Source organism: Aquipuribacter sp. SD81 (assembly GCF_037153975.1).
GTDB lineage: Bacteria > Actinomycetota > Actinomycetes > Actinomycetales > JBBAYJ01 > Aquipuribacter.
The window spans coordinates 84419-97828 of record NZ_JBBAYJ010000003.1 but is presented as its reverse complement, the minus strand read 5'-3'; the positions used below and the strand labels follow the sequence as shown (position 1 = coordinate 97828).

Below are 13410 nucleotides of genomic sequence, written 5' to 3'. Positions count from 1 at the left end.
CTCACCGCAGCAGAGCGACGATCGCGACGACGCCGACGACGACGATGACGGCGCGCAGCACCGTGGCAGGCAGCCGGCGTCCCACCCGGCCGCCCAGCAGCCCGCCCAGCAGCGCCCCGACCGCGACGGCGCCCGTGACCGCCCACACGATCTCCCCCGGCGCGACGACGACGAAGACGACGGCGGCGACGAGGTTGACCACACCCGTCAGCACGTTCTTGAGGGCGTTGAGGCGCTGCAGGTCCTCGTCGAGCACGACCCCGAGCGAGCCGAGCAGCAGCACGCCCTGCGCGGCGCCGAAGTAGCCGCCGTACACGCCGGTGAAGGCGGTCACGGGCACCGCGGCCGCGAAGCGGTCGTGCACCGCGTGCTCGACGCCGCGCTGCGTCGCGATCCGCTGCCGGCGCCGGCGCAGCGCCGACTGCACGCGCGGCTGCACGAGCACCATGACGAGCGCGACGCCGATGAGCACCGGCACGACGGTCGAGAAGACCTCTGGCGGCAGGACGAGCAGCAGCAGCGCCCCGGTGATCCCACCGGCGAGGCTCGCCGGGACGAGCCACGCGACGCGCCGGCGCTGCCCGCGCAGCTCGCGGCGGTAGCCGTAGGCCCCGGCGAAGGACCCCGGGACCAGGCCGATGTTGTTCGTGACGTTGGCGCTGACCGGCGGGAGCCCGATCGCGAGCAGCAGCGGGAAGGAGATGAGGGTCCCGCTGCCCACCACGGCGTTGATGAAGCCGGCCCCCGCGCCCGCGAGGGCGGCGAGCAGCAGGTCGAGCACGAGCGGCGACGGTACCGGACGGCAGGCGAAGGCCCCCGTCGCCCTCGGGGCACCCGTTCACGCGGTCGTCGGGCGGGAGCAACGCCCGGTTCTCCCGCCGTTCACACCGGGTGCCCAGGATCGCACGGTGATGACATCCCCCGCACCGGCCGGGCCCTCCCGCCGCACCGTGCTCGCAGGTGGCGTCGCCGCCGTCGGGAGCGCCGCTGTCACGGGCGTCGCGGCCCGACCCGCCTTCGCCGCCCCGCCACCGGACGACCCCTTCACGCTCGGGGTGGCGTCCGGGGACCCCCGACCCGACGGGGTCACGCTGTGGACGCGACTGGCTCCGGATCCCCTCGCGGCCGACGGGGGCATGGCCCCGCGGGACGTGCTCGTCGTGTGGCAGGTGGCGGAGGACGAGTCCTTCGCCGACCCCGTGCGCTCGGGCTCGGTGCGTGCGACCGCCGGGGAGGCGCACTCCGTGCACGTGGACGTCACCGGCCTGGACCCCGACCGCGTCTACTTCTACCGCTTCCGGGCGGGCCGCTACCTGAGCCGGACCGGGCGCACGAGGACCTTCCCCGCCCCGGGCGCCGCGGTCCGTTCGCTGCGCTTCGCGACGTTCTCGTGCCAGAACCTGCCGGTCGGCCACTTCGTCGCCTACCGGCACGCCGCCCAGCAGGACCTCGACGTGGTGCTCCACCTCGGTGACTACATCTACGAGGCCGCCGGACCCGCCTCTCCTCCTGCGGGGCCGGACCGCCGGCACGCCCCCTTCGAGACCGTCGACACCCTGGAGGGCTACCGCATCCGTCACGCCCAGTACCGGACCGACCCGGACCTGCAGGACGCCCACGCGGCCTTCCCCTTCGTGGTGGTCCCGGACGACCACGAGGTCGTCAACAACCAGAACGAGAGCACGCGTGCGGCGCGGCGGGCCGCCGCGTACCAGGCCTACTGGGAGCACATGCCGCTGCGGGCGTCCGCCCGCCCCAGCGGCTCCTCCATCCCGCTCTTCCGCTCTCTGGACTACGGCCGGCTCGCGACGTTCGACATGCTCGACACGCGTCAGTACCGCAGCGTCCAGCTGCCCGGCCCCACGTTCCAGGCCCTGCCGCCGGAGGCGTTCGACCCGACCCGGACGATCCTCGGCGCCGAGCAGGAGCAGTGGCTGTTCGACCGGCTGTCGGGCTCCGGCGCGTCGTGGAACCTGCTCGCCCAGCAGGTGTACCTGGCGGCGCTCGACATGGAGCCGGGTCCGGTCGAGGCCTACAACACCGACAAGTGGGACGGGTACCCGGTCGCTCGGGAGCGGCTCACCCGCTTCCTGCACGGGGCCGCGGTACCGAACCCGGTCGTCCTCGCGGGCGACGTGCACGCGGCGATGGTGAACGACGTGACGTTGTCCTACGGCGACCGTCCGGTGGTCGCCTCGGAGCTCCTGGGCAGCTCGGTGACCTCCGGCAAGGGCAACAACGCCCTGTTCGAGGCCGCGCTGCCCGAGAACCCGGAGATGCTGTTCTACAACGGCCGCCAGCGCGGGTACCTCACGTGCGAGGTGACCCCGGACGCCCTGCGGGGCGACCTCTGGTTCGCCGACGACGTGCTCGACCGCGCCTCGGCGGTACGCCGGCAGGCCTCGTACGTGGTCCTCGACGGGGTACGGGGCGCCCTCGAGGTCTGACCCGGACAGGAGCGCCGCCGGTGTCCTTCAGGGCGCGGATCGGCCCCGGCGGCGCTCCTGCTCGAGCAGCTCGTCCTTGTCCTTGAGCCGGTCCAGGCCCGAGACCGCGCGGGACGTGCGGGGGTTGGTGGCCATGCGGTCGCGGTTGGCGTCGACGAAGGCCCAGTACCCCGCGGTGAAGGGGCACGCGTTCTCGCCGACGCGCACCTTGGGGTCGTAGGGGCAGCGGCCGCAGTAGTCGCTCATCCGGTCGACGTAGGCGCCGCCGGCCGCGTAGGGCTTGGTCGCCATGACACCGCCGTCGCCGTGCAGGCTCATGCCGACGACGTTCGGCACCATGACCCAGTCGTAGCCGTCGACGAAGGCCCGGTGGAACCAGTCGGTGACCGCCTGCGGGTCGTAGCGGTGCTGCAGCGCCCAGTTGCCCAGCACCATGAGGCGCGGGATGTGGTGCGCCCAGCCCTCCTCGCGGACGCTGCCGAGCACGTCGGACAGGCACGCGGCGCGCACCTCGCCCGCGGCGTCGAGGTCGGCGAACCACTCCGGCAGCCCGCGCCGCGCCTGCAGCGCGTTTCGGGTGCGGTAGTCCTCGCCCTGCTGCCAGTACAGGTGCCACACGTAGTCGCGCCAGCCGACGAGCTGGCGCACGAAGCCCTCGACGCTCGCGAGCCGGGCGCCGTGCCGTAGCCGGCCCGCGGCGTCGCGGGCGACCCGCACCGGGTCGAGCAGGCCGAGGTTGAGGGGGGCGGACAGCAGCGAGTGCGCCATCCACCGGTCGCCGGCGAGCATGGCGTCCTCGTACGGCCCGAACGCGTCGAGGCGGTGCTCGAGGAAGTGCCGCAGCGCCTGCCGCGCCTCGTCGTGGGTCACGGCGAAACGGCGCGGGCCGTCCTCCCCGAGGAACGTCACGCCCTCCTCGCGCGCCATCCGGTCGAGCTCGTCGCGGACCTCGGCGTCCACGTCGTCCTCCTCGGGCCACCACGGCTCCTCGAGGCGCTCGGTGAGCGGCGCGTCGGAGCCGACGAGCGTGGCGGCCGCGCGCGGCGGCGGCTCGCGGTTGTCCTCGTCGAAGGACCACTGCCCGCCGAACGGCGCGCCGTCGCCCTCGACGAGCAGGCCGAGGCGGCGGCGCTGCCCGCGGTACCAGTCGTCCTGCAGCAGCCGGCGCCGGCCCCGCCCGTCGACCCAGCGCGCGAAGTCGGCGTGGCCGGAGGCGAAGCCGCGCGGTGCGAGCACCCGGACGCTGCCCGCACCGGGCCCCACGTCCCCCGCGGCCAGGCGGCGCACGAGGCGGCGGGCACCCCACGTGGTCGGGTCGCACACCGACACCGGGTCCGCCGGCGAGACGCCGGCCGCGGCGAGGCCCTCGGTGTACGTGCCGGCGCGCACGTAGCGGGCCCGCTCGCCCAGCTCGGCGGCGCGGTGCCGCAGCGCCGACAGCACGAGGTGCGCCTTCTTGCGGTGGAACGCGCGGCGCCGGAACACCGACAGCGCCTCGACGAGCACGACGTCGCCCCCGTCGCGACCGTCCGCGGCCGGCCCGTCGAGGAAGTGCGGCCCGAGCTGGTCGGCGAAGCACCAGCGCGTCGAGGTGGGGTCCTGCTCCGGCAGGTCCGGGTCGACGAGCGGCGGCAGCGTGCTCAGCGGTGTCGCCCGCTCAGGCGTGCGGACCGTCGGCGGACGGGCCCGCAGGGTCCGCGGCGTCGGGACCCTGCGCGGGACCCTGCCCGCCCGGAGCCGACGACGGCCCGGCGGGCCCGTCGGGACGGGCCGGCGGCATGCCGCCGCCCCCGGGGCCGCGTCGGCTTCCCTGCTCGGCGCGCTCGGCGTCGCGCGTGGCCCCGGCGGCCTCGGCCTTGGCCCGCTCCAGCGCCTCGGCCGGGTCCTCGAGCACGGGCGCGCCGACCCCGCCGAACGCGTCGTCGCCCATGGGCTCGCCCTTGTACCCGCCGGTGTCGCGGCCCTGGCCGCCGAGCGCGCGGCCGATGCCGGACAGCGCCTCGGTGAGCTCGCTCGGGACGATCCACATCTTGTTGCTCTGCCCGCGCGCGATCTGGGGCAGCACCTGCAGGTACTGGTAGGCGAGGAGCTTGTCGTCGGGGTTGCCCTTGTGGATGGCCTCGAAGACCTGCTGGATGGCGCGCGACTCGCCCTGCGCCTTGAGGATGGCCGACTGCGCCTGGCCCTCGGCGGTGAGGATGGCCGACTGCTTCTCGCCCTCGGCGGTGAGGATGGCCGACTGCTTGACGCCCTCGGCGGTGAGGATCGCGGCGCGGCGGTCGCGCTCGGCCCGCATCTGCTTCTCCATCGAGTCCTGGACGCTGTGCGGCGGGTCGATGGCCTTGAGCTCGACGCGGTTGACGCGGATCCCCCACTTGCCCGTGGCCTCGTCGAGCACGCCCCGCAGCTGGCCGTTGATCTGGTCGCGGCTGGTGAGGGTCTGCTCGAGGTCGAGGGAGCCGATGACGTTGCGCAGCGTGGTGACGGTCAGCTGCTCGATGCCCTGGATGAAGTTGGCGATCTCGTACGTCGCGGCCTTGGGGTCGTTGACCTGGAAGTAGATGACGGTGTCGATGCTGACGACGAGGTTGTCGCTCGTGATGACCGGCTGCGGCGGGAAGCTGACGACCTGCTCGCGGAGGTCGACCGTCGCGCGCGGCCGGTCGATGAACGGCACCAGGAAGTGCAGACCGGCGTTGAGCGTCTTCTGGTACTTGCCGAGCCGCTCGATGATGACGGCCGTCGCCTGCTGGACGATGCGGACGGCCCGGATGATCGTGGTGGCCACCACGACCACCACCAGGATGAGCACGATGGTGGTGAGGATCTGTCCGAAGGACACGGGGGCTCCGTTCTGAGGGTGGCGCGGGGTCCGGCTGTGGTCGGGTCAGGTCACTGCGGGGGCGGCGGCGTGACGGGGCTCCCGTCGGGGTCGGGCTGGACGACCGCCGTCGCGCCGTCGATGCGGACCACGACGACGTCGCTGTCGGCGGGGATCGTCGCGCTGCGGTCCGCGGAGCGCGCCGACCACGTCTCGCCCGCGAGCTTCACCTGGCCCGAGCGGTCGTCGACGGCGGTGAGGGTGAGCGCGCGCCGGCCCGGCAGCGCGTCGGCGTTTGTGGGGCTGTCCGGGTTCGACCGGACCGCCCAGCGCTTGATCGCGGGCCGCACCAGCACGAGGCCGACGAGGCTCACGACGCTGAAGGCCGCGACCTGCCACGCGAAGGAGAGGCCGAGCACCGCCACGAGGCCCGCGGCCAGCGCCCCCGCCACGAGCATGGCGAAGACGAAGTCGAGGCTCGTGAGCTCGAGCAGGCCGAGCACGAGCGCGCCCGCCACCCACAGCACCCACTGCGTCTCCCGGAGGAAGTCCACCCCAGCTCCCCTCTCGCGCGCCGCCCGCCGCGGCTACCCGGTGGCCCGTGCGGCCCGGGCGCTCCAGCGCCCCTCGTCGACCGTGACGTGCAGCGCCAGGCCGAACGTATCCGACAGCGCCCGCGCCGTCAGCACGGTCTCCACCGGCCCCGCGGCGACCACCTGCCCCTTGCGCAGCAGCAGGACGTGGTCGAAGCCGGGCGGGATCTCCTCCACGTGGTGGGTGACGAGGACGGTCGTCGGGGCGGCCGGGTCGTGCGCGAGCCGGGACAGGCCCGTCACGAGGTCCTCCCGCCCGCGCAGGTCGAGCCCCGCGGCCGGCTCGTCGAGCAGGAGCAGCTCGGGGTCGGTCATGACCGCGCGCGCGACGAGCACGCGCTTGCGCTCGCCCTCCGACAGGGTGCCGAAGGTGCGGTCGCCGAGGCCCGCGACCCCGAAGGCCTCGAGCAGGGCGTCCGCGCGCTGCAGGTCGACGTCGTCGTAGTCCTCGCGCCAGCGGCCCACGACCCCGTGGGCGGCGGTGAGCACGACGTCGCGGACGCGCTCGCGCCCGGGGACGCCCTCGGCCAGGGAGGCGCTGCTGTGCCCGATGCGGGGCCGCAGCTCGAAGACGTCCACCTCGCCGAGGGTCTCGCCCAGCACGCTCACGCGCCCGCGCGAGGGGAACGACCGTGCGGCGAGCAGGTCGAACAGCGTCGTCTTGCCCGCCCCGTTGGGCCCGAGCACCACCCAGCGCTCGCCCTCCCGGACGGTCCACGTCACGTCGCTGAGCAGGGTGGACCCCGACCTGGTGACGGCGACGCCGTCGAGGTCGACCACGGCGTCCGGCATGCGGGCCACGGTAGCGGGGTGCCTACGCTGCTCCGGTGACCCTCCCCCGATCGGCGTTGCTGGCCGCGTGGGCCGGCGCGGTGGCGGCCGGTCGGGCCGGGGCGTCGGAGGCGCTGGCCGCGGTCGCGGGCGACGACGAGCCGCACCGGGTGGCGTGGGCGACCGACTCCCTGCCGCCGCCGGAGCTGCCCGTGCCCGACGACGGCTGGCTGTCGGACCTGCTCGTGCTGCTCGCCGCCGCGGGCGAGCGCGCGCCGGTCACCGTCCGGTGCCTGCTGCCACGCCCGGGCGACCTCCGGGGCCTGCCCGGGCCCGGCAGCCTGCACGGGGCGGCGGTCGACGCGGGCGAGTGCGTCGCGGTCGACCTCGGCGCCGCGGGCGGGGACCCCCTGGTCGTGTGGTGCGTGCCGGAGATCGAGGAGTTCGGCCCGGCGGGTGACGTCGGCCGGCTCGCGACGTGGCGGCTGTGGCGGGCCGGCCCCGTCGTGGCCTCGGCCCTGCCGACGAGCCTGCCCGAGGCCGACCAGGCGTTCCGGCTCGCGCTCGCCGACGCCGCCGACGCCCTCGAGCGCCTCGACGCCGCCTCGTGGCGCCCGGACGAGGCGGTGCAGGCGGCCTCGGCCGTGAGCGCCCGCCGCGACGGGGGCGCCCCGCTCCCGCCGACGGTCGGGCCGCGCTCGCTGCGCCTGCTCACGCGCGCGGAGCACGTGCTCGCCATCGCCGACGTCGCCGAGGGCACCCCCGGCGGCACCGTCAACGGCTGGGAGGCGGCCCAGCGGGAGCAGGCCCTCGCGGGGCTCGCCCGAGCGGCGCGCGACGCCGTCGCGGCGGCGGTCAGCCTGCCCGGCTGAGCGCCCGCTCGTACACCGCGACCGTCCGCTCCGCGACGGTGCGCCACGAGAACTCCTCGACCGCGCGGGCCCGGCCCGCCTCGCCGCGCCGGCGCGCCTCGGCGGGGTCGGCGACGGCCTCGCCGAGCGTCCGGGCGAGGTCGGCGACGAACCGGTCGGGGTCCACGGGGGTGCCCGTGCCGTCGCCGACCTGCTCGATCGGCACCAGCCACCCGGTGCGCCCGTCGTCGACGACCTCGGGGATGCCGCCCGTGGCGGTGCCGACGACCGCGGCGCCGCACGCCATGGCCTCGAGGTTGACGATGCCGAGCGGCTCGTACACCGACGGGCAGACGAACACCGTCGCGTGGCTCAGCACCTGGCACACCTCCGGGCGCGGCAGCATCTGCTCCACCCACACCACCCCGTCGCGCCGCTCGCGCAGGCCCTCGACGAGCCCGCGCACCTCCGCGGCGATCTCGGGCGTGTCCGGCGCGCCCGCGAGCAGGACGAGCTGCACCTCCGGCGGCAGCTCCGCGCACGCCCGCAGCAGGTACGGCAGGCCCTTCTGCCGGGTGATGCGGCCGACGAAGACGACGGCCGGGCGGCCGGGCTCCACCCCGAGCCGCTCGACGACGTCGGTGTCCTCGTCGCGCCGCCAGTCGTCGGAGTCGATGCCGTTGTGGACGACCGGCACGCGCTCGGGGTCCAGGAACGGGTAGCTGCGCAGGATGTCGGCGCGCATGCCCGCGCTCACGGCGATGACCGCCGCGGCGTGGCGGTAGGCCGTCTCCTCCGCCCACGAGCTCACGCGGTACCCGCCGCCCAGCTGCTCGGCCTTCCACGGCCGCATCGGCTCGAGGCTGTGCGCGGTGACGACGTGCGGCACCCCCGTGAGGCCGGCGGCGAGGTGCCCGGCGAGGTTCGCGTACCAGGTGTGGGAGTGCACGAGCTCGAGGCCACGGCCCGGGCCGGCCGCCGCGGCGGCGGCGTCGACGGCCGCCGCGACCTGCAGGTCGGTGCCGAGGGTGCGCAGGGCGGCGTTGGCCCCCGCCAGCGCGGCCGGCTCGGGGTGCCCGTGCACCCCCGGCCCCGGCTCCGGGTCGCCGAACGCGTGGACGTCGACCTCGTGACCGGCCGCCCGCAGCGCCCGCACGAGCTCGACGACGTGGACACCGGCGCCGCCGTAGACGGCGGGCGGCCACTCCTTCGTGATCACACCTGTGTGCACCGCGCCAACGCTAGGGCAGGCGGCTAGGGTCGGGCCATGGCGCGTCGGAGCGGCACCAAGGTCCTGGCGATCGTCCTGGCCGGTGGGGAGGGCAAGCGGCTCATGCCGCTGACCGCGGACCGGGCCAAGCCGGCGGTGCCCTTCGCCGGCAACTACCGGCTCATCGACTTCGCGCTGTCGAACGTCGTGAACTCCGGCTACCGCAAGGTGGTCGTGCTCACGCAGTACAAGTCGCACTCCCTCGACCGGCACATCGCCCAGACGTGGCGCCTCACGACCCTCTTCGGCAACTACGTCGCCCCGGTGCCGGCGCAGCAGCGCCTCGGCAAGCACTGGTACCTCGGCAGCGCCGACGCGATCCTGCAGAGCCTCAACCTCGTCCACGACGAGAAGCCCGACTACGTCGTCGTGGTCGGCGCGGACCACGTGTACCGCATGGACTTCTCCCAGATGGTGGACGCGCACATCGAGAGCGGCGTCGGCTGCACGGTCGCGGCCATCCGGCAGCCGCTGCAGCTGGCCGACCAGTTCGGCGTCATCGAGATCGAGGGGTCCCGGCCGGACCGCATCGCGCGCTGGCGCGAGAAGCCGACCGACGCCCAGGGCCTGCCCGACGCGCCCGACCAGGTGCTCGCCTCCATGGGCAACTACGTGTTCACCACCGAGGCCCTCGTCGAGGCCGTCACCGCCGACGCCGACACCGAGGGCAGCAAGCACGACATGGGCGGCGACATCGTGCCGCGCTTCGTCGACGCCGACGACTGCGGCGTCTACGACTTCATCCGCAACGACGTCGCCGGGTCCACCGAGCGCGACCGCGACTACTGGCGCGACGTGGGCTCGATCGACGCCTACTACGAGGCCCACATGGACCTCATCTCCGTCTACCCCGTCTTCAACCTCTACAACTACGAGTGGCCGATCATCACGGCGCAGACGTACTACCCGCCGGCGAAGTTCGTCCACGGCTGGCAGGGCCGCATCGGGCACGCGGTCAACTCGATCGTCTCCCCCGGCTCGGTGGTCTCCGGCGCGTTCGTGGAGAACAGCGTCCTCAGCCCCAACGTGTACGTGCACTCCTGGGCGACCGTCAGCGACTCCGTCGTCATGGACAACGTGCAGATCCACCGGCACGCTGTGGTGCGCCGGGCGATCCTCGACAAGAACTGCGTCGTCGGTGAGGGGGTCCGGATCGGCATCGAGCCGGAGGAGGACCGCGAGCGCGGCCTGCACGTCACGCCGTCCGGCATCACGATCATCCCGAAGGGCACCGAGCTGCGATGAGCGAGGACTCCGGCACGTCCGGCACGGCGGCGGCCGCCTACGACGGGACGGCCGTCGCGGAGGGTCGTCCGGTCCGGATCGGCGTGCAGCTGCAGCCGCAGCACGCGACGTACGACGCGATCCGCCGCGCGGTCGACCGGGCCGAGGCCGCCGGCGTGGACGTCGTCTTCAACTGGGACCACTTCTTCCCGCTGTACGGCGACGCCGACGGCGCCCACTTCGAGTGCTGGACGATGCTCGGCGCGTGGGCGGAGCAGACCGAGCGCGTCGAGATCGGCGCGCTGGTCACGTGCGTCGGCTACCGCAACCCCGACCTGCTCGCCGACATGGCCCGCACCGTCGACCACATCAGCGGCGGCCGGCTGCTGCTCGGCATCGGGGCCGGCTGGTTCGAGCGCGACTACGACGAGTACGGCTACCGCTTCGGCACGCCCGGCACCCGCCTCGCCGACCTCGCCGACGCCCTCCCCCGCATCGAGGCGCGCTGGTCGGTGCTGAACCCGGAGCCGACGCGGCGCATCCCCGTCATGGTCGGCGGCGGCGGCGAGCGCAAGACGCTGCGCCTGACCGCCCGGCACGCCGACATCTGGCACGGCTTCGGCGACGCCGACGTGCTCGACCGCAAGCACCGGGTGCTCGACGAGTGGTGCGCGGCGGAGGAGCGCGAGCCGAGCGCCATCGAGCGCTCGGCCGGGGTCGAGGCCGCGCCCGAGGACGTGGGCGACCGGCTGCACGCGCTCGGCACCCGGCTGTTCACCATCGGCACCGACGGTCCCGACTTCGACCTCACGCTCGTCGAGCGCTGGGTCGCGTGGCGCGACCGCATGAACGACGCGCACGGCACGCCCGGCGCCACCGCCTCCGCCGGGTGAGCGCGCCCACCACCCTGCTCGTCACGGTCACCGGCGAGGACCGACCCGGCCTCACCGCCGCGCTCCTGCGCGCCGCCGCCCGCCCCGGCGTGGAGGTCGTCGACGTGGAGCAGGTCGTGCTGCGCGGGCGCCTCACCCTCGGCGTCCTGCTCGGTGTGCCGTCGGAGGCCGCGCTCGAGCCGCTGCAGGACGCCGTCACCGCCACGGCCGCCGACCTGGGCCTGGACTGCGCGACCAGTCCCGGCCGCGGCGACACCGCGGAGCGTCGTGGCGGGCACCTGCACGTCACGATGCTCGGCCACCCGCTGCTGCCCGAGGCCGTCGCCGCCGTCTCGGGGGTCCTCGCCGAGGCGGGCGCCAACGTCGACCGGCTGCGCCGGCTCGCCTCGCAGCCCGTCACCGCGCTGGAGCTCGACGTCTCCGGCGTCGACGACGCCCCCGCGCTGCGCGCGGCGCTGGCCCGTACCGCCGCCGAGCGGGCCGTCGACGTCGCCGTCTCCCCCGCCGGGCTCGTGCGCCACGGCCGCCGTCTCGTGGTGATGGACGTCGACTCCACCCTCGTGCAGGACGAGGTCATCGAGCTGCTCGCGGCCCACGCGGGGCGCGAGGCGGAGGTCGCGGCCGTCACCGAGCGGGCGATGCGGGGGGAGCTCGACTTCGCCGCGTCGCTGCACGAGCGGGTCGCCGCGCTCGCCGGACTGCCGGTGTCGGTGTTCGACGAGGTGCGCCGGGCGCTGCGGCTGACCCCCGGCGCGCGCACCCTCGTGGCGACGCTGCACGAGCTCGGCTTCACCGTCGCGCTCGTCTCGGGCGGCTTCATGGAGGTCGTGAGCCCCCTCGCCCGCTCGCTCGGCATCCGCCGGGTCCGCGCGAACCGCCTCGAGGTCGCCGACGGGCGCCTCACCGGCCGCGTGCTCGGCGGCGTCGTCGACCGCGCGGGCAAGGCCGAGGCGCTGCGGGCGTTCGCGCGCGAGGAGGGACTGCCCCTGGAGCGGACCGTCGCCATCGGCGACGGCGCCAACGACCTCGACATGCTCGCCGCCGCCGGGCTCGGGGTCGCCTTCAACGCCAAGCCGCTCGTGCGCGAGCAGGCCGACGCCGCGCTCACCGGGCCGTACCTCGACGCGGTGCTGTTCCTGCTGGGCCTGGACGCCGAGGAGATCGCCGACGCGACGCGCGCGTGACGGCTCGCGTCCCCGTCAGTTCCGGGGCACGACCACCCGGGCGAGCACGAGCCCGCCCAGCGGGGTGTCGACCCACGCCGCCCGCGTCCGCAGCACGACGACACCGGCCGTCGGGAACCGGTCGCTGAGCCCGGCGATCTCCTGCGGGTCGGACGTCTCGGGGTCGGCGAGCTCGCGCGCGAGCGTCGACAGCCCCGGCTCGTGGCCGACCACGGCGACGGTGTGCGCGTCGCCGCCGTGCGTGCGGACGAGCTCCAGCACGGTGTCGGCGTCGGCGTTGTACAGCCGCCGGTCCACGTGGACCTCGGGCTGGGCCCCGCCGAGCTCGGGCGCCGCGAGCTCCCACGTGCGGTGGGCGCGGACCGCGTCGGAGACGAGGACGACGTCGGGCACGAACCGCTCGGTCGCCATCCAGCGGCCGACGGCGGCCGCGTCGCGCTCGCCGCGCTCGGTGAGCGGCCTGTCGTGGTCCGTGACCCCCTCGGGGTAGCCGGCCTTCGCGTGGCGCACGACGAGCAGGCGGCGCGAGCCGCGTCGGGTCGTCTGCGACTCCCCGGGGGCGGTGGCGGCCGTCACCTCAGGCGCCCATCGCGTGGACGCCGCCGTCGACGTGGACGATCTCGCCCGTCGTGGCGGGGAACCAGTCCGACAGCAGCGCGCACACCGCGCGGGCCGTCGGCTCGGGGTCGCCGACGTCCCAGCCGAGCGGGGCGCGCTGCTCCCACGTGTCCTCGAACTGCGAGAAGCCGGGGATGGACCCGGCCGCCGTCGTGCGGACCGGTCCCGCGGAGACGAGGTTGACCCGCACGCCCTCGGGGCCGAGGTCACGGGCGAGGTAGCGCGCCGTGGACTCGAAGGCGGCCTTGGCCACGCCCATCCAGTCGTACACCGGCCACGCGAAGGAGGCGTCGAACGTGAGCCCGACGACCGAGGAGCCCGGGTGCAGCAGCTCGCGGCACGCGACCGACAGCGACTTCAGCGAGTACGCCGACACGTGCAGCGCGGTCGCGACGTCCTCCCACGGCGCGGCGAGGAAGTCGAAGGCGCCCTGCGGGGCGAAGCCGATGGAGTGCACGAGGCCGTCGAGCGCCGCGTCCTCCCCGAGCTGCTCGCGCAGCAGGCCGGGCAGCGCCTCGAGGTGGGAGGTGTCGGTGACGTCGAGCTCGACGACCGGTGCGGTCTCCGGCAGGCGACGCGCGATCGCCTGCGTGATCTTCATGGTGCGCCCGAAGGACGACAGCACGACCGTCGCGCCCTCCTGCTGCGCGAGCCGCGCGACGTGGAAGGCGATCGAGCTGTCCTTGAGCACGCCGGTGACGAGCAGGCGCTTGCCGGAGAGCAGGGCCATGGGTTCCT

At 75.1% G+C, this 13410-nt stretch carries 13 protein-coding genes; 5 read left to right on the top strand and 8 right to left on the bottom strand.

What is annotated here, in order from left to right:
* Window position 1: 1 nt before the first annotated feature.
* Window positions 2-781 (bottom strand): sulfite exporter TauE/SafE family protein, encoded by a 780-nt coding sequence (locus WAA21_RS02620; protein ID WP_336921183.1) that lies wholly within the window; start codon window positions 779-781, stop codon window positions 2-4.
* Window positions 782-911: 130 nt separating this feature from the next.
* Between WAA21_RS02620 and WAA21_RS02615 the strand changes: the two genes are divergently transcribed.
* On the top strand, window positions 912-2447 hold the full coding sequence (locus tag WAA21_RS02615; protein WP_336921275.1) for an alkaline phosphatase D family protein: 1536 nt from the start codon (window positions 912-914) through the stop codon (window positions 2445-2447).
* 27 nt (window positions 2448-2474) lie between these two features.
* Here the strand turns inward: WAA21_RS02615 and WAA21_RS02610 are convergent, their stop codons facing one another.
* The 4 genes from WAA21_RS02610 to WAA21_RS02595 form a co-directional block, all read right to left on the bottom strand.
* Window positions 2475-4058, bottom strand: a complete 1584-nt coding sequence (locus tag WAA21_RS02610; RefSeq protein WP_336921274.1) for a cryptochrome/photolyase family protein — start codon at window positions 4056-4058, stop codon at window positions 2475-2477.
* Window positions 4059-4104: 46 nt separating this feature from the next.
* On the bottom strand, window positions 4105-5274 hold the full coding sequence (locus WAA21_RS02605; protein WP_442893220.1) for an SPFH domain-containing protein: 1170 nt from the start codon (window positions 5272-5274) through the stop codon (window positions 4105-4107).
* A 65-nt stretch (window positions 5275-5339) separates the two neighbouring features.
* Window positions 5340-5822 (bottom strand): NfeD family protein, encoded by a 483-nt coding sequence (locus tag WAA21_RS02600; RefSeq protein WP_336921181.1) that lies wholly within the window; start codon window positions 5820-5822, stop codon window positions 5340-5342.
* A gap of 33 nt (window positions 5823-5855) precedes the next feature.
* Window positions 5856-6653, bottom strand: a complete 798-nt coding sequence (locus WAA21_RS02595) for an ABC transporter ATP-binding protein (protein WP_336921180.1) — start codon at window positions 6651-6653, stop codon at window positions 5856-5858.
* 35 nt (window positions 6654-6688) lie between these two features.
* On the opposite strand from WAA21_RS02595, the gene WAA21_RS02590 reads away from it, so the two are divergent.
* Complete coding sequence (locus WAA21_RS02590; RefSeq protein WP_336921179.1) at window positions 6689-7504, top strand: hypothetical protein; 816 nt, start codon at window positions 6689-6691, stop codon at window positions 7502-7504.
* On the opposite strand, the gene glgA is transcribed toward WAA21_RS02590, so the two are convergent.
* Window positions 7488-8714, bottom strand: coding sequence for a glycogen synthase (gene glgA, locus WAA21_RS02585; protein WP_336921178.1), 1227 nt, complete (start codon window positions 8712-8714; stop codon window positions 7488-7490). The genes WAA21_RS02590 and glgA overlap by 17 nt on opposite strands.
* A gap of 36 nt (window positions 8715-8750) precedes the next feature.
* On the opposite strand from glgA, the gene glgC reads away from it, so the two are divergent.
* From glgC to serB, 3 genes are read left to right on the top strand one after another with little or no spacing between them, the layout of a single operon-like run.
* Window positions 8751-9998 carry a glucose-1-phosphate adenylyltransferase gene (gene glgC, locus WAA21_RS02580; RefSeq protein ID WP_336921177.1) on the top strand — a complete coding sequence of 416 codons (1248 nt, stop codon included), beginning with the start codon at window positions 8751-8753 and terminating at the stop codon, window positions 9996-9998.
* A complete protein-coding gene (locus tag WAA21_RS02575) occupies window positions 9995-10870 on the top strand; it encodes an LLM class F420-dependent oxidoreductase (RefSeq protein ID WP_336921176.1) in 876 nt (291 codons plus the stop codon). The genes glgC and WAA21_RS02575 overlap by 4 nt, the downstream gene beginning before the upstream one ends.
* A complete protein-coding gene (gene serB / locus WAA21_RS02570) occupies window positions 10867-12054 on the top strand; it encodes a phosphoserine phosphatase SerB (RefSeq protein ID WP_336921175.1) in 1188 nt (395 codons plus the stop codon). The genes WAA21_RS02575 and serB overlap by 4 nt, the downstream gene beginning before the upstream one ends.
* Before the next feature lie 15 nt (window positions 12055-12069).
* On the opposite strand, the gene WAA21_RS02565 is transcribed toward serB, so the two are convergent.
* Together WAA21_RS02565 and fabI are read right to left on the bottom strand one after the other, a co-directional pair.
* On the bottom strand, window positions 12070-12630 hold the full coding sequence (locus tag WAA21_RS02565) for a SixA phosphatase family protein (RefSeq protein WP_336921174.1): 561 nt from the start codon (window positions 12628-12630) through the stop codon (window positions 12070-12072).
* Between the two features lies 1 nt (window position 12631).
* A complete protein-coding gene (gene fabI, locus WAA21_RS02560; protein ID WP_336921173.1) occupies window positions 12632-13402 on the bottom strand; it encodes an enoyl-ACP reductase FabI in 771 nt (256 codons plus the stop codon).
* Window positions 13403-13410: the final 8 nt, after the last annotated feature.